The following is a 17,592-nucleotide window of genomic DNA, read 5'->3' as shown; positions in this document are numbered from 1 at the left end:
TTATACTTGTTTGAAATTACTCAAAGGTACTAAAACCATTCACGCTTACCATGAGTAATCTTAATCCTCCAGTATAGTTTTATTGGTTGAAATCAAGAAATTCATTATTTTGGTCAATAGATATGAGCAAAATTAATCCTAATAGTTCCATTAGATCCGGTTATACCTATGAGGACCTTCACGTGCTAAAACATTGTGTGGACTGGCTTCTAAATCCTAGAGCATACACTCAAATACGAATCCAATTTAAGCCGGATCTGGTAAATGAAAAATATTTCGCAATCGATGACGTCACCGTTACTAGAACTGAGGGGACAACCGAATATTTTCAGCTAAAGCATCGCCAACATCCCAATAGGGACTTATGGGATTTTCGAGAACTTAAAGCAAAGGGGATATTCAAGTGGATTAGCTCATATTTAGCACTTATCGAACTTGAGCCAACAAAATCTTCATTAGAAAGCAATGGAAATATCGCAGCAGATGTAGCCCAATGCCTATCTGGCTTTAAATTGGACAAAAGAAAGGTGGCAAACGTCGATCCGGATTTTTATAAAGATCTGACCGATAAGTTTTCCGAAGAAGATTTGGAAAGTTTCTTCATGAACTTTCACTTTAAGTTCAATCAGCCAGGCATCCAAGAACTTGAATCAACGCTCAGAGAAATTTTGTATAAAGAGCTAAAAGTCACCAAAGCGGGTGTCGATAGCCTATTACTCTATATCGCCTCCCAGGGACGCGCAATGTTTCCTAAAACCTTCACGCTTGAAGAAATACGCAGTTGTCTTTCATGGGACAACCCAAGGCCGTTGAATCAAAATTTTGAAATACCTGACGATTTCGAATTCTTTGACAGGGGATTTCATGAGAAATTGCTGTTCGAGCTCAAAGATGTCAAAGGAGGTATAAAGGTCTTCACTGGGAAACCAGGTTGCGGTAAGAGTACTTATTTGTCAAAATTATTTTCCACTTTGAAGAAAAACGGAATCATGGTCTTTAGGCACCATTACCACCTAAACCCTAAGGACTCCTCCTTTGCAGAGCGACTTAACTCGGATCGGGTCAAAGAAGCCCTTAAAGCTGAGTTTAAAAAACAAAAGAACACAGTGATTAGGGAACTCGGTGAAATAAATACAGAATATATCGCTATTAAGGAATTTATAGATCGAATTGCGGAATATCATCGTCATCAAGGAACCGCATTTGTTCTTATTATAGATGGACTTGATCATGTTATTAGGGAAGGTAAAAACCGAGACGCTTTAGTATCATTCTTAAATGATATTATATTTCCGCAGGAAGGCTTTTGGATAATATTCGGAACACAGGAGATGGCAACTCCTTGTTTTCCAAGAATTGTTGAACAATATGCTCCCAAGTCTGATTGGGCCGAAATTAAAGGTCTCAACAGGATACAGGTTGCAAAGATTGCAAGAAAGGCATTTCCTGATGTTGCGAGAAAATATAAAGAGTACTTTCGAGAGAGTACGGACGCACTTTATGAATTAACCGCTGGAAACCCATTGCACCTAAGATACGTAATTACGGAGATTAGCAATAATGGCAGAAATCTCTCAAGCTATGATCTTAGGGGAATAAAGCCATATGGTAATGATATTTCAAACTATTATGCTGCTTTGTGGAATTCTCTTTCGGAACTTGCACAGAGTCTTTGCTATGCAATAACTGCATTAGATTTTAAGTTGCACAAAGAACAACTTTTTTCCCTAGCTGCCCACTTGACCAAATATCCAGCCGATGTAAGTATAGCATTTAAGGATGTATCTCATTTGATACGTATAGAGTTGTCTGGCATCTCAGTTTATCACAACAGTTTTCAGGTCTTTATGAATGGTCAACCAGAATTAAAAGAACAGCAGACAGCACTTTACAGGGTCATCAGGGAATGGTTACAAAATCCGGCGCAAGAATCTTTGAGATGGGCAGAATCAGCAAAAATTGAATATTATTTGAATAATCCTGCACCTCTTTTATCATTAAGCCACGATTGGATCATAAACAGTTATCTTGATTGTCGGGATGAGTTTCAGATTCAAAAGCTATTGGACCTTGCAGCTAAAGCAGCTTTCGAAAATAAACGTGTTGACAAGGTAATTTACTTTTCCGTTGTCTCCAGTTACTTTTCAAATCGTACATTTAACATGGCTGAGTGTCTTAATACGCTTTGGATTACATCTTTTCGGTCTAAGCCCAATCTTGCAATACCATATCCTGACTTCTCAAAGTTGACCCATTACCAAGTTAAAGAGATATTGATAAGTCTTAAAAATAGGGGGATTGTAAACGATATTCCTTTGGAGGCAATGGAACGGATGAACGAACTTTACAAAGACCGCAATTCTGATCAAAAAGAACTAACTCTAAACTGGATAGAAGTACTGGTCGCTTTTCCGGATATTCCGACAAAGAAGGTCTTCAATTTTCTTAAACAATTCCGTAAATCAAGCGAAGCCTCCACATACTTTTCAGCTTACCTAAATTGCCTGCTAGCAGACGAAGCTAATAATAGAGAACGTATAGATGCATTACTAAGACTACGCCTAAAACAATCAGAGCGTGTAGCACTTTTGGAGGTATTCATGCAGAGGGATATGTTGAGTGGCTCTTATCAATGGATAGAAGTCATAACCAGAACAAACCTAAAAGCTCATCGAATGCTGGACTTCTATTCTGTTTATTCAGGACTTCGACCAGCGAAATTATGTGATTTTCCTAGTCAAGAGGAATTCCCTGACGAATATGAATATTATAATTCCTCAAAAAGTATAGAAATAATAAAACTGTTTGAACGCACTTTCGACGCGGCCTTTTTTAACGCCCTAGCTGAGAACAAAACAACTATCAGTAAATTCTTAAATAACGCTTCGGAACGTTGGCCCGTAAAACTGGCAAAAATTGTGGCTAGAATCGCTTCAACTTTGGGGAGATCTTTTTCAGAGAAGAAAAGAATAAAACTTCATGATGTACTCCAGCATCTTGAGGAACTTCCAGAATTGGACTTCTCGTATGATTTTAAAATCTATGAACTTAGAAGAGCAGTTCTTCCCTATATTATAGAAGAAACAGTATGGTTAACACAGATTACGAATATCCGAAACGGAAATCAACCTGAGTTGACCAAAGCAGAGCTCGATCTCTTATTTCATCATAAATGGTATTATCAAAATAAGTTATTTGATCTGGTACAAAGCAAGCTGGTGTCAATTTCCGAGGAAGCTTTGGATTTTTTCTTGGAACAACAACTAGACAAGCTTCAAGAAGAGCTGATACCATTCAAAGACAAAGCGGAAAGCCTAATAGGTCTAACTTTGCTGTACAAAGACTTCCAGAATGGCGTGCACTTGCCTAAACTTCTCTATCTAACCGCGGAAAATATTTTGGCCTATGGTTATCATAAAGATATGTTCATGCATGATATCATAGAGAGCATAGAGGCTCTTATTGATTCTGGGTCATCCGAAACAGGTGAATATTTGAATAGGTTAATGCCATTTGTTTATTATATAGAAGAACTTACTGATGGTGATGAAACAAGGCATTTTATCTCTGCTTTTTACTTACTAGTGGCTCGTTATGATATTCAGTTGTTGTATAATTTTTATTTTCATCGATTAGATACTAGAGAGTACCTTGATAGTGACATTCTCTGGACTAGTGTGCTTAAAACGCTGGACTTAAATGATCCCATCTCATTTTCTTTAGCATGTACTGCAATAGACCACTCTGGGTTTTCTGCTATTTCAAGTGAAAACGTTAACCCCGAGATGACCGAAGTTATTGCAGACATTCACTCAAAATTCGGGGGGCTCAATTATTCGAAAAAAGAAAGTAATTCCCCATCATATAAACGCGAGAATTTAAATGACAAATCCTACGCGTCCGTAATACCAGGCAGTTTAGCTAAGATCCTGTCAGACAAAAAGGAAAAAGAAGACTTTACAAGATTTGACGAAGGACATTTTATTAATCTTTGGGCAAAATTCTGGTTACGAAAGTTGCCGAATTCAACTTTAGAAATTTTAAAAGAAATCAAAAGTGTGTTGGGTGATAAACCTTGGGATATAGGAAAAGAAACGTTAAATATATTATATCCCTACGCATTGAAAGTTGACAAGGCGCTGGCCTTTGATTGTTTGTGCTGGCAAATGATCGCTATTGGGGGATGGAACAGTAATTATATGGTTCGTATGGAAGATGCTCGTGCTGTTTGGCGGGAGGTTAATCAAAGTTTTCCACACAGGAGAGAAGAGTTTTATCAATGGACTGTGAGTAACTCAGGATTACGATATGGTGACGAAAAGAATTATTCAATTCCAATTCCCAAAAGTATCCAGTTCTTTGTTGATGCAGGCCAGATTAAACGTGCTGAAGAGTATGTAAAATTCTATTTAGATACTCTCGCGAGCATTTTTCCTAATGTGACTCTACCGGTTCCTGAATTTTGGACTAAACCAAAAGAAATTAAACCGTTTGATTTACTCTTGCGTCGTTTGGAATGGATGAGCCCATTAGTAAAATCTACAGCTGCAGAAAAAATATCAGAACTTCTGCGTAATGATAAATCGGGAGAGATTCATTCAATGTTCTATTCTTGGCTAGAATCCTGTAAGCTGGAATCTATTGCATGTTATGGCCTGTTAGTAATTATACGCTCACTACAGAATCAGCAGTCATTAACGTTTAAACATCTGGGGCAATTGCGATTGGGTAAATTACTAAAAATTCGATGTATGGCGACAGATTTATTGCTTGAGCGTATTGCCGTGATATTGAAAGTTCCATTATATATCGATAGGCCGCTTATTGTCGCCATTAATTCCGCACCTCCCGAAATTGATCTCGATCATTTTAAAAATTTGATTGGCAGAAACCTGACACTTTCTTATCTCGATTTTCTGGATGATATTGAAGACCGTAGTCCATTTTCAGTCTGGAGGGTGTGGCTGTGTATGTATAAAGAGCGTTGTGATGAAATGGGATTGGTGTACCGGTCTGAAGATGAAGAATATGAAAATAGGGGAACTACAGTAATGATTGGTAGGAATACTATTTTTGCTGAAATCTTAAAATCGACATTCTTTAAAATTATCGATAGCCTTTATGATATAGGGTTACTTGACATAGGGACGTTTTTCCGTCTGACATTAAAAATTTTGCCGATAGACTATTCTATATGGGAGGTTTCCCCGCAACGTAAACCGGAATGGTGGCCAGAGTATCATGTGTCTTTAATAAAATCAGGAGATGCGCATCCGGATTTATCCGAAGAATTAAACCAAGCATTTATTGCGTCGGGAGATAACACTATTTTATCGATGAACGCTGTATTTCATCATGGTGAAGACTTTTATTCGGCTGGGACCTATTACGTACAAAAAACAATTGCATTTGCGTACCCATCAAATCAGACATTAATTGGAAATGCAGACCAAATATATGATCAAATTCATGCCAATGGATTTTTGTATCCAAAAATTCGAAACCTCAACGAATTTGGTTCTTTGGATAATGATTTAGGATATTCTGCAAGGAATCGGAAACCTGTAATCTCAGGTTTACAACCACTAACGGCTCAACTTAATATTCCGACTCATCATATATGGGAATACTATCGCATCTTCAACCCTTTTGTGTTACTACATCCTCTATTGGGATCAGGATTAAGATTGGAACCTAAAACTGATGGTATATTCTATTTTTCTAAAGAACGGCCCATTGCGAAAGCTGCGGATTTTATGTCAGGATTACGGGAAACATTTAACCGTCACTTACATTTGATCCCCCATTCAAACTATCTGGTTATCGATACTGCTTTTTTTAAGGATATTTTGCAGAAAAATAATATGCAATTCGCATATATTGTAAGGGAAGAATTCTATTATAAAGCCGATTCTTACAGGGATGAATGGCCAAAGCCATATGTGACCCATCGGATAATCTCAAATACATAATCGCTATTAACGAATAATACTAGAATAAAAATCGTAACAAATAGGTACTTGTAGGTACTTGAGAAAATTTTGCTATCAGAAAAATGTTGATATAAATGCTTTTGTAAAGTTAAAACGCCGAGTTTGCTTCATGTAAAAGGATACAAATCGAAAGTCCCATAATCTTTTAATCACTGATTTGAGGGGCCAAGTGGAATTGAAGTTTAAATTTAATAACAATTAATTTTTAATCTCATGGATTTGTACTTTTCCACAAGTATATAAACCATACACCGAAAGCTATAGCAAATCCAATCCATGGAGTTTTCATACTTAAGGCAGCAAAGAGTCCAATAACTACAATTATATTGATAACAAAAAACATAATTACACTTCTCATACCATTAAAATTTTTATAAAAAAAACAGGCAAATAGAATTACATAGTGTAATCCTATTTGCCTGTTTTAATCTTCTTAATAAACTGTAATAAAGGAACTAAAGGTTCTATTGTACTCTCGTGACCCCACTTAAGGAGACACTTAACAGAAAGTGTCTCCTTTTTTTATACCCATAAAAAACTATGAACCAAGCTATTAAAACACCTATACGTAGAGTTCAAAAATTTTAACAAAATTTTTTAGTCTTTAGTTACCAAAGAGGCGAAAAACAAGTTGTATGGCATCTCTGCACTCTTTTTTCAGGGGTTCGATATCTCCTTAAGGATTTGGCATTCCAAACACTTGAATCGGTATTACAATTTACAGTATTATCTACTATTGTGCTAAATTTTAATGGTATTTTTAAAAGTTACAATCCTTTCTGGAATAGTTTTATTAATGCTACATCGCAATATTATTACAAATATTATTATACGAGAAGAATAGAATTATCTATGGTATAAAAATTTAGTGAAGGAAAAGATAAGGACAATTCGAAATCGAAAGGTAATGACGAATGGAATAGAGCAAATTATTAATAGAATTATATAGGATTTTCCTATATAATTCTATTAGCGAGATTGTAATAATCTGAATTCACTCAATAACATTAACAGATTTATCCGTTTGGATGGATACGGACAAGACCAGTAAAGATCATTGCTAATTTGCAAAAAAGAAAAGCTTATGATCAACTTAAAAACTTTCTATCTAGCAATGTTCATTGTGGCAATTTATTTTACTGCATCAGCACAGGTAAGCACTGCTACAAAATCTGACAGCAATATTAGCCAATTGTATAGACGTTTAGATACTGTGATTCAGAATGAACATATACCCGGTCTACTGGTTGCTATTGTAAAAAAAGACAGTATACTGTACTCGGGTGGACTGGGCTATGCTGATCTTAAACAACGTCGTCAAGTAGAACATCAAACGCAATTTCACTTCGCCTCTGTCACCAAATTTTTCGTGGCAATGGGTATACAACAATTAGTGGCTAAAGGTAAGCTAAAACTTAATGACCGTATTCGTGATATTGCGCCCGAAATACCCTTTGACAATCATTGGGAAGCTACAGATCCGGTACGGGTAGTTCACTTGCTCGAACATACCGCGGGTTTTGACGATGTTCAACTCAACTGCATGGTAGATATAAGCAGAAAAAAGCCACTTGCCGGTATCGATGCCATCAAGGCTGTTAGCAATTCGCTTAGGGTCCGCTGGCGACCGGGAACCATGATGTCCTATTCCAACCCAGGTTATAACGTACTCGGCTATATTATTGAAAAAGTTTCAGGCATGCCTTGGAATAGGTATTTAGAAGAGCAGATTTTTTTGCCATTAAATATGCACAACAGCATATTTGATCTTGATGGTACTCATAGACCCGGCTTTGCCACAGGCTATGACTTTCAAAATGGGGAATACAGACCAATGCCATTCTATAGTCCTATCGGAAATGGCGCCGGAAGCGCTTTGGTGTCCACTGCTGAGGACATGGCAAAATTCATGCTTTATCTGCTCAATGGTAACGCCGACAGCAGGTTACTGAACAATGCCGGCCTGAAGGAAATGGAGACGATTCACAGTACCTTAGCTAGCGGCGCTGGATTACAGACGGGATATGCCCTCGGCAATGATCTATTCCCGAATAATAAAAAGGTCAGTTTAAGGGGCCACAATGGTAAAGGAGAAGGCTTTGTATCTTGGTTATTCTTTAACCGTGAAGCCGGTATAGCTTACGCAATAGCAGCCAATAGCGTCGTCAATATGTGGCCAATCTCACAGGCTATTGAAGAATTTCTAACAAGAGACATTTCTGTTCCGAAACCTGTCAGTCTACCGATAAATGAACAGAAAATTAAACCGCTACTCGGATACTATCAATTTATGAATCCAAAAAATGAACGCTGGGAATTTTACAGACGTATCTTTGGTGGCATTGAACTAACGGCGGTCAGCAAGGATAGACTCGTCGTAAGAAAAGAAAACGGACAGCTCGATTCTCTTGTCCACGTTGGCAATGGCATCTTCCGGCTAAAAGATGATATTCTCCCGGCTTTTGTGTTAGCCAAAGATCCCAACGGCCAGCCCTTCTTTCAAGGTTATGGCAATAGTTTCTATCGCAAAGTATCTCCGGCTCCTATTTTAATCCAAAAGCTGCCTATCTATCTTGGACTTATGGCTATTTTAATTTATCTCATCTATAGCCTTATCGGAATATTTCTTACGCTCTTTCGAAAAATGAAACTGATAGACCTAGGCATTCCTTTATTGCCAATAATAGGAACATGCTGTTTTCTCGCTGCTTATCGCCTCATGGGACAAACAGACGCCAGCCATAAAGAGTTATTTGTCTCTTTTAATGGAACAAGTTTTTCCATTTTTCTGGGCATGCTCCTATTTGCTATTTTGGTTGTCGTAAGCAGCTTGTTGCTTTATAGCCGTTGGTCTCAACTGAACCCATTATGGCTTCGTCTGTTTTTAGCCTTCAATAACTTCTTTTTATGCTATCTTATCGCCCTTCTATCCATTAATGGTTGGATCGGAGTACCCATCTGGATGATGTAGCACCATTTGATCAATTATGTTTAAATTCACGTTATAATGATAACTTGTTACGGCCCATGATCAATATACTCTATACCTTTCATGCTTTTTCAGCAGGTGCATTTCTATTGCTCGGCACTTTAATCTTTATGGGTGTCAACCACACTTGTTCACAGGCGGACCGATGGCTAGGAACATGGTATTATTTGATGGCATGCTTATTTACCCAGCTTTTTCTAGAAGGTTTTCATATCGAGAGCGAAGGATTAATCCATGCGCTGGAACTCCCTCGATGGGCTACCCTCCCCTGCTTCTACCTGACCGTTCACTACATGGTCAAACCAACAGCAACAATTCGATATTGGGGATTACATTTTGTTCCCTTCCTCGCTTTCCTTTTCTTCTCCATCATCTATTTAATACCCGGACTTTTTAATAACCACATCCATCCGCCTCAATTACCGCAATGGATCATCTTTGCTATTAAATATTTCTTTTTTGCACAATGTATCTTTTATTGGATTGCCTGTTATAGCCTCTTCAAAATACACCAGAAAAACATTCGCCAGCTATCTTCCTATACGGAAAAGATAAACATGGCCTGGTTGAAGTATCTATTGATCGCGCTATTATTGATGATTATTGTCCGCCTGCTAGCTATGGTTCATTTAGTTTTTAGTGCTGTTGCCCCAATTTTATATTTTATGGGCACAGTGGCACTTGGGTACGCAACGCTAACACAACGGTCAATTTACACTATTGAGTCTACAAAAAACCTCATCAACGAAGCGGAGCATCAAAAGGTTAAGGCCGAGGAGCGGTTGACAGCACAACAGGTAGACACATTAAAAGAAAAATTATTACAGAAAACAAGTACTGAAAAGCTATATCTCGACCCGGGTTTAACACTATCATCCCTCGCGGAGCATATCGGAATCAATCCGCATGATCTGTCCTACGTCATAAACAATGGACTGGAGAAAAATTTTTATCAGTTTATCAACGAACTTCGCACAGAGGAAGCGAAAAAACTTTTATTATCCGAAGAGGTCAAGCAACTTGATATGTTTGGAATCGCAATAAGGGCAGGCTTCAATTCAAGAACAACCTTTTATGCCAGCTTCAAAAAAACAACAGGCATTACGCCGACAGAATATATGAAAGTTCATGGTAAACAATCAAATTAACCAGACACAATAAAGTTTGTTCGATTGCATCCATTCGGACGGTTAGCCTATCAAAAAGAGCTACTCTTGTATCATATCAACAAAATAAATTATGATACAATACACCAAACCAAGCGGATACTCGAGAGCGATCCGCCAATTTTCCAAAGCAACATATGGTCTTCTGGTGGGAGCATGTTGTCTTTTTGTTTCGATTGATACACTTGCCCAGTCCGCCCCTAAGGATACCCCCCAGCAACAACAGTTGGTTCCGCTAAAATCATTTCAAGGCTACTACCAGCTACCCAATAAAGTAGCTTTCATTGCTTTCGAGGAGCACGATAATAACCTGTATGCCACACAGCTGTGGGATCAGAAAAAAAGATATCAGCTGGTCCGTAAAGATGACACGCATTTTGAATCCAAAAACGAAGGATATGCCATAGAATTTTTAAAGAATAGTTCCGGCGATTTTAGCCAAACCAAGATCCTGGGCAGAATTGTATGTGAGCGCGTGCCATTTGACCCGAATAAAATTGCGATTCTAACCGCATCTCAACTGAAACAGCTTGCCGGAACTTACCTAAAGGAAAATGACAACAACTTTAAGATTCAAATAGATCCCTCCTCAACAGGCTTAACGCTTACACAATTGTGGGATAACAAAATAATTTCATTTACCCCACGCTCGGAATTTTTCTTCCTCAATGATGATGGTACCTTTCCATTGACATTTTCTGTTGCCAATGGAAAGATAGAGCAGATGCAGTGTTTCGAAAATGATGTTTGGATAAAGACTGACCAATAATCCTATTCAAAAAATAATATGAACAGATTTATTGCCAGCTTACTCCTGCTGCTGGGTATAGCTCAGCTTAGCGCCCAACAGGTAGCAGATGAACAGTTTCATTATCCCATCACCGATCCGCACCACCGGATCGGTGATGGACCTCTACTCCTATTTGACGAGGCACATAACAATCCGGTTACTTTGAGAGGTGCTTATGCCGCTTTTTCACATCTCCTGCAGGCTGACGGATATCGTCTCCGAAGTGCTAAAGAAAAAATCTCTTACGATCAATTAAAGGAAGTGAAAATCTATATCAGTATAAATGCCTTATATAATCCGGAAAACTGGAAATTACCCACCTACTCTGCCTTTACCGATCGGGAGATAGAAACGCTTCGTCAATGGGTATCTGATGGTGGAAGCTTATTTCTAGTTACCGACCACATGCCCTGCGGAGGTTCCGTGCAAAAGCTTGGTGCGGCATTTGGCATTCATATCGTAAACGGCTTTGCCTTACCTAAGAATGGACGTCCCGAAATCTTTTCAAAGGATAGAGAAACACTGTTATCCAACGAAATAACCACTGGATCAGGTAAAGAAATAGACAGTATCATGTGCTGGGGAGGAACAGGATTTATCGTCCCAACGAACGCAAATATTATTTCTTTATTGAATGAAGAATATGAAATTTATCTACCTAACGATGCGAATCAGATAAAAAGGCCTATTCCAGACTATATTCCCCGATTGTCGGGTAAAGGATTCGCAAACGGTGCTTATCTTCGGTTTGGGAAAGGAAGGATTGTGATATTCGGAGACGGCGCTCCTTTTTCGGCACAGCTCCATGGCATAAAAAGTGAAAAAAGAGGAATGAACTATCCGGCCGCAAAACAGAATGCCCAATTTTTGCTCAATATAGTTCATTGGCTTGACCAATAAACTATATTGAGCAAAAAGGTTTTTAGGTATTCTCAGGGGATTATCGAGTTTATACTAACTGTTCCTGAAAATCAAATTGCTTAAAATTGGCCGTTCTATTATTCTGGTAGTGGAAAAAATCCTAAGATGGCGGAAAAGACTTATTTAAAAGCCAAATCCACGCTACAATTACTATAGTAAATCCAATCAAAGGATTTTTCATACTGAGTGCCGCAAAGTTTCCTATAACCACAACTATATTGATAATAATAAATAAAATTACATTTCTCATAACATTAAAATTTAGATAAACAAAAACAGGCAAATAGAACTACATTGGGTAATCCCAAATAATTCTATTTGCCTGTTTTTATCTTCTTAATAAACTCTAATAAAGACACTAAAGGTTCTATTGACCTCCCGTGACCCCACTTAAGGAGACACTTAACAGAAAGTGTCTCCTTTTTTTATACCCATAAAAAACTATGTACCAAGCTATTAAAGCACATCCATTTAGAGTTCGAAAATTTTAACAAAATTATTTAGGCTTTGGTTATCAATGACGCAAAAAATGAGTTTGCAGCCACTCTGCTACCGTTTTTCCAGAGTTCGATTTCTCCTCAAGGATTCAGCATCTAAGCTTTGTTTACAAATCGAGTACAGCTTGAGGCTAATATTTAGAAATGGGACTATTTTTAAATATATGAACAGAATGGCCTAAAGAATTAAATAATATTTTAAATAAATTGGAGAACCTGAACTAAATTAATAATTATATAAATCAGTTATATGATTTATAACCAACAGTTGTTTCAATTCAACTCTTTTATTAAAAACGTTTCGATATCTTGTAGTGAAGCTTTTTTATTTACTATGTTACCTTTTTTATCAATAAGTATAGCAGTTGGATATAGACTAATATACATTTCAGAGGCTTTAACTGCATTTTCGTCAAGATACTGCACCCATGGAAGTTGATGGTCTTGGATGACTTTCTTCCAGTTTTTAACCCTCTCACTTCGATCTGTTGATACTCCTATAATTTCAAAACCCTTATCTTTGTATTTCTGGTAAAGATCAATTAACTTTGGGAAAGCAGCTAAACAAGGTTTGCAGTTATTGAACCAGAAGTCCACAACCACCACTTTATTTTTAGGAATATATACTTTTTTCAATGCGAAATCTTCATTCTTAAGCTCAATTTGAGGAAATGGATGGTTTTCTTTAATCAATGCATTATGCATATCGTTATTTAAAAGTTTCCATAGTTTTGTTTCTTTTATTTTAGCGGAAAATAAATTCAATGTAGCTTCACGTTCGGAACTATGCCCCTTTATAAAAAACCTTTGCACTACATGCCACAAAGCCACATATGAATCGGGGTTCGCCAGGATATATTGCGCATATACAGAGTCTACTTTAAAGGAATTCTCTGAAGATAAACGAATATAAAATCGCGGATTGTCATCGGTATTAAAATGGGCTTTAAGAAAAGGCTGGAATTTATTCCGATATTCTGTACCTGTTTCATTTAATATATATCCATTTTCTCCGTTCTGATAATCAAAAATGAGTTTCGAATCTTTATTATCAATAAAAAACGCACCAGGTCTAAAAGATAAAATATCCTTATCTTCTGAAAGGTAAGTAAAATACATCTGTGGATAGGTAATGGAGGTATTGAAAGTAAAAGTATTGTTCGATATTTTAGTTTATTTTACAACAGGTTCATAATATCTTGAAGGTATAAAAATATCCTGTTTAAGGTAGATACTGTCTGATTTTGTTTCTCCATGTGCGATTTCACCTTTTAACATTTGATTTATTTGGCAATGTCCAAGCCTGCATACAAATGTCGTTAAGGTCATTAAAAGAAATCGGTTTATAAAGATCATAATTAAAAGATATTTATTATAATTTATTGCGTATATGGTTTCTAAAGTTTATTTAAATGGTTTGTTTTTACTTTGTAAAGCAATATACAAAATAAATTTTCTACAATTTTGATTAAATTCGGTAAAACTGTTCAAAAATAAACATATTGTAATGAAGAAATTTATTTTATTAATTGCATTTCAAACGCTTATTTCTCTTTTCTGTTACTCAAAAGGCGATTCTATTCTTTCAAAAAAATTGATCCAAATGGCCGAAATTGATCAACAAATCATGCAATCACCACCTAAAAACATTAAGTCCGGTAGTGAGCAACACATGGCTCTAATTGATAGTATAGCGACAGTAAATTACAAGGAAGCTAAAAGAATTTTTGATAAATACGGTTTCCCAGGTTTTGATTTGGTTGGCGAGACGGGAAGTAAGAGCTTTTGGCTCATAGTTCAGCATTGTGATAAATGGCCAGATTTTCAAAAACAAGTTTTAAAAAAAATGGAGGTTCAAGTGAAACGGAAAAATGCACATTCCACCTACTATGCATATCTTGTTGATAGAATAAAGATCCGTGCTGGTGAAAAGCAACTTTACGGTACCCAAGTCTCTTATCGTACTGATTCCTGTCAAGCATTTGTCCAAGATGTAGAAGATATAGACAACCTTAACAAGAGAAGAAGTTTGGTTAATCTAGAAAGCATTGAGGAGTATCTCAATAAAGTAAGTAAAAATCATTTTTTAAGAAACGAAGAGAGTTTTAGAAGAAAAGGAATAACTGGGCCTACATTGTATCCTAATCGATAAAAGCCCTACTTTTCTTTCTCCATGTTCTACAAATGGGGTTTAGAGTATCTTTTGGAGATACTCTATTACTTAATGTACTTCGATTAATTTTATAGACTCGGTGAACAAACCCATAGGCTATATATCCAATGTGCTTGATAACAAAGAAACAAAGCTACATTTCTCCTAACTTTAGGATTTGGATAAACAAAAACAGGCAGATAGATTTACATAGGAAAATCTCCTATAATTCTATTTGCCTGTTTTCATCTTTTTTATAAACTGTAATAAAGGCACTAAAGATTCTATAGAACTCTTGTGACATGCACTAGAAAAGCCGCTACCCCGTACGAAACTGTTTTCTATACTTTAAGGGTGATACTTTTGTCACCACCTTAAATTGTTTGCTGAAATGTGCCCAGCTGTTATAGCCACTATTGTAGCAGATGTCCAAAATAGGCCGATCCGTATCACGCAACAGTTTGCAGGCATGACCAATCCGGAGCTCCTTGATAAAATCAAAATAACTCTTTTTAATGTTCTTTTTGAAAAAGCGACAAAATGCCGAAATAGACATGTTCGTGCTGGCAGCAACCTCTTCTAAAGAAATAGGATTTAAGAAATTCTTGAAGGAATAATCTATTATTGCTTCGATAACGATATTTTCCTCACGGCCTGCGATTGTATCAAAAGCCATGGTGATCACTTTTTGTTCCTCGGATGCCCCAATCCTCTGCATACAGCTCAATAATAGCTGGATACGTTCAAGCCCCTCCGTATTTTCAATTTGACGGATCATAAGATCAATCTCATTCGAAAGCCCCCCCATAAGCTGGATTCCCGTGCTGTCATTTTTCAATAAGCCCGCGATCACATGCATCTCGGGCAGGGCCAGAAATCCCGCTCCCCAAAAATCCTTTAGAAAATGAACAACAATCGCACTCCCCACAGCATCCGGCTTTGATTTGCGGAACCAATGCGGTAGATCCGAGCCAAGGAAAAACACATCTCCTTGTTTATAATCACCGATATAATCACCGATAAGTGCAGTACCATTTCCCTCTGTAATCACAATCAGTTCACACTCGGGATGCCTATGCCAGGCGGTTTCAAAAGTTGGTGTCCTGTACGTTCGACAGGCAAAAGAATACTGTTCTTCAACATGTATTTTCTGGATCAGTGTTTTCATTATAAAAATCTACTAGCGAATACATCTGCTATCTGAACACATAATATACGATTATAAACACAACAAATAGCAAGATAGCATATTTTTTCAACCAAATAGCAGTTGAAAGATGCTCGGGGGATACTGTAAATTTATCATAAGACAAGGGAACCAAATGTGAACTGTATGCGGCTATCGCATAAAAAAATAAACCAAAATAAAATTATGAACTCAACCTCAGTAAGAATCAAGTATGGAAGCTAATACCTATGATGCCATCGTCGTAGGCTCTGGCATCAGTGGCGGATGGGCTGCAAAAGAGCTTTGTGAAAAGGGCTTAAAAGTCCTGATGCTGGAACGTGGAGGCCCCTACGAGCATGTCAAAGATTATAAATCTGCCTTACGCGAACCATGGGATCTCCCGCACCGCGGACGTACCACTACAGAACAGAAAAAGAAGTATCCCGTTATCCATCGTGGCTGGGCTGCCTCAGAGGCCGTGATGGACGGTTGGGTGAATGAGGAGGACTGTCCTTATACTGAATTGAAGCCTTTTACCTGGTGGCGCAGCTACCGCATGGGCGGGCGTTCTACTTTATGGGGACGGCAATCTTATAGGTTTAGCCAAATGGACTTTGAAGCCAATGAAAGGGAGGGAATTGCTGTATCTTGGCCCATTGGCTATAATAATATTGCCCCTTGGTATGACCATGTTGAAAAATTTGCCGGCATCAGCGGATCCATAGAAAATATCGCACATCTGCCCGACGGACAGTTTCTCCCCCCAATGGAGCTGAACTGCGTCGAAAAGGATGTAGCCAAACGTATTAAACAAGAATATGGAGACAAGCGACACCTGATCATTGGACGAACGGCAAACCTAACAGCCCTGATTCCTGGCCGGTCGAAATGTCAATTTAGAAATCGATGCTGGGAAGGATGCCCTTTCGGGGGCTATTTCAGCACACAGTCTTCTACTTTGCCCGCTGCAATGAAAACGGGCAACCTCACCGTCCGGCCCTACTCGCTGGTTCGGCAGGTCCTCTATGATAAAAATACAAAAAAGGCTAGCGGTGTAGAGGTGTTGGACACCGAGACCAACCAAACCTATGAATTCAAAAGTAAAGTGGTCTTTCTATGCGCATCGGCTCTCAACAGCACCTGGATCTTATTCAACTCCGCAACAGACATCTGGCCCGATGGTTTGGGCAGTAGCAGTGGCGAACTAGGACATAATGTGATGGACCATCATTACAACATCGGTGCTTCTGGGATCGTGGAAGGCTACGAAGACAGGTATATATTCGGTAAGAGAGCCAATGGCTTTTATATTCCCCGATTTGTCAATATAGGCAACGACAAAAGAGACTACCTACGTGGTTTCGGTTACCAGGGTGGCGCCAGTCGTGAAGGTTGGGGCAGAGAGGTTGCCGAACTCAATATTGGCGGTGATTTCAAAGATGCGCTCACCGAACCTGGTCAGTGGACTATCGGCGCTACCGCTTTCGGCGAAATACTCCCTTACCACGATAATAAAATCGCACTGGACAAAGAGCGAAAGGATAAATGGGGATTGCCAGTACTGGCCATGGATGCTGAGCTGAAAGAGAATGAGCTGAAGATGCGGAAAGATATGCAGGAAGAAATGAAAGCCATGCTGACTATTGCGGGAGTAAAAAATGTGAACACTTGGGATAGTGGCCACGCCATGGGACATGGTATCCACGAAATGGGAACCGCAAGAATGGGACTGGATCCCAAAACCTCAGTACTCAACAAGTGGAATCAAGTATGGGATTGTCTCAATGTATATGTCACCGATGGCGCCTGCATGACCTCCTCCGGTTGCCAAAATCCTTCACTGACTTATATGGCACTGACTGCAAGGGCGGTAGATCATGCCGTCAGTGAGCTTAAGAAAAACAATAGCTAAGCCA

At 38.3% G+C, this 17,592-nt stretch carries 9 protein-coding genes; 7 read left to right on the top strand and 2 right to left on the bottom strand.

Annotated features, from left to right (window positions below; all coding sequences use genetic code 11):
• Window positions 1–122 precede the first annotated feature (122 nt).
• From HMAT_RS17410 to HMAT_RS17390, 5 genes are all read left to right on the top strand, one after another.
• Window positions 123–5,972: an ATP-binding protein gene (locus tag HMAT_RS17410; protein ID WP_104384141.1), complete on the top strand. Its 5,850-nt coding sequence runs from the start codon at window positions 123–125 to the stop codon at window positions 5,970–5,972.
• Between the two features lie 1,105 nt (window positions 5,973–7,077).
• Window positions 7,078–8,964 carry a serine hydrolase gene (locus HMAT_RS17405; protein WP_104384140.1) on the top strand — a complete coding sequence of 629 codons (1,887 nt, stop codon included), beginning with the start codon at window positions 7,078–7,080 and terminating at the stop codon, window positions 8,962–8,964.
• Window positions 8,965–9,020: 56 nt separating this feature from the next.
• Window positions 9,021–10,130, top strand: a complete 1,110-nt coding sequence (locus HMAT_RS17400) for a helix-turn-helix domain-containing protein (RefSeq protein WP_104384139.1) — start codon at window positions 9,021–9,023, stop codon at window positions 10,128–10,130.
• Between the two features lie 91 nt (window positions 10,131–10,221).
• Complete coding sequence (locus tag HMAT_RS17395) at window positions 10,222–10,917, top strand: hypothetical protein (protein ID WP_104384138.1); 696 nt, start codon at window positions 10,222–10,224, stop codon at window positions 10,915–10,917.
• Between the two features lie 18 nt (window positions 10,918–10,935).
• Window positions 10,936–11,838 carry a hypothetical protein gene (locus HMAT_RS17390; RefSeq protein ID WP_104384137.1) on the top strand — a complete coding sequence of 301 codons (903 nt, stop codon included), beginning with the start codon at window positions 10,936–10,938 and terminating at the stop codon, window positions 11,836–11,838.
• 791 nt (window positions 11,839–12,629) lie between these two features.
• On the opposite strand, the gene HMAT_RS17385 is transcribed toward HMAT_RS17390, so the two are convergent.
• Window positions 12,630–13,475, bottom strand: coding sequence for a TlpA disulfide reductase family protein (locus HMAT_RS17385; RefSeq protein WP_104384136.1), 846 nt, complete (start codon window positions 13,473–13,475; stop codon window positions 12,630–12,632).
• Between the two features lie 388 nt (window positions 13,476–13,863).
• On the opposite strand from HMAT_RS17385, the gene HMAT_RS17380 reads away from it, so the two are divergent.
• The gene (locus tag HMAT_RS17380; RefSeq protein ID WP_104384135.1) at window positions 13,864–14,508 is read left to right on the top strand and encodes a DUF6624 domain-containing protein; all 645 of its coding nucleotides are present in this window, start codon (window positions 13,864–13,866) and stop codon (window positions 14,506–14,508) included.
• A 319-nt stretch (window positions 14,509–14,827) separates the two neighbouring features.
• Here HMAT_RS17380 and HMAT_RS17375 read toward each other — a convergent pair whose 3' ends face one another.
• A complete protein-coding gene (locus HMAT_RS17375) occupies window positions 14,828–15,676 on the bottom strand; it encodes an AraC family transcriptional regulator (protein ID WP_104384134.1) in 849 nt (282 codons plus the stop codon).
• 232 nt (window positions 15,677–15,908) lie between these two features.
• Here HMAT_RS17375 and HMAT_RS17370 point away from each other — a divergent pair, with 232 nt between their 5' ends.
• Window positions 15,909–17,588 carry a GMC oxidoreductase gene (locus HMAT_RS17370; RefSeq protein WP_104384133.1) on the top strand — a complete coding sequence of 560 codons (1,680 nt, stop codon included), beginning with the start codon at window positions 15,909–15,911 and terminating at the stop codon, window positions 17,586–17,588.
• Window positions 17,589–17,592 lie beyond the last annotated feature (4 nt).

This window comes from Sphingobacterium sp. HMA12, from assembly GCF_002933815.1.
Lineage (GTDB): Bacteria > Bacteroidota > Bacteroidia > Sphingobacteriales > Sphingobacteriaceae > Sphingobacterium.
The sequence above is the reverse complement of the archived record's forward strand: the minus strand, read 5'-3'. Positions and strand labels throughout refer to the sequence as shown.

Excerpts from the sequence above, each read along its gene's own strand:
- HMAT_RS17410 (WP_104384141.1), top strand. The coding sequence starts at position 123 with ATGAGCAAAATTAATCCTAATAGTTCCATTAGATCCGGTTATACCTAT.
- HMAT_RS17380 (WP_104384135.1), top strand. The coding sequence starts at position 13,864 with ATGAAGAAATTTATTTTATTAATTGCATTTCAAACGCTTATTTCTCTT.
- HMAT_RS17405 (WP_104384140.1), top strand. The coding sequence starts at position 7,078 with ATGATCAACTTAAAAACTTTCTATCTAGCAATGTTCATTGTGGCAATT.
- HMAT_RS17370 (WP_104384133.1), top strand. The coding sequence starts at position 15,909 with ATGGAAGCTAATACCTATGATGCCATCGTCGTAGGCTCTGGCATCAGT.
- HMAT_RS17390 (WP_104384137.1), top strand. The coding sequence starts at position 10,936 with ATGAACAGATTTATTGCCAGCTTACTCCTGCTGCTGGGTATAGCTCAG.
- HMAT_RS17375 (WP_104384134.1), bottom strand. The coding sequence starts at position 15,676 with ATGAAAACACTGATCCAGAAAATACATGTTGAAGAACAGTATTCTTTT.
- HMAT_RS17400 (WP_104384139.1), top strand. The coding sequence starts at position 9,021 with ATGATCAATATACTCTATACCTTTCATGCTTTTTCAGCAGGTGCATTT.
- HMAT_RS17395 (WP_104384138.1), top strand. The coding sequence starts at position 10,222 with ATGATACAATACACCAAACCAAGCGGATACTCGAGAGCGATCCGCCAA.
- HMAT_RS17385 (WP_104384136.1), bottom strand. The coding sequence starts at position 13,475 with ATGTATTTTACTTACCTTTCAGAAGATAAGGATATTTTATCTTTTAGA.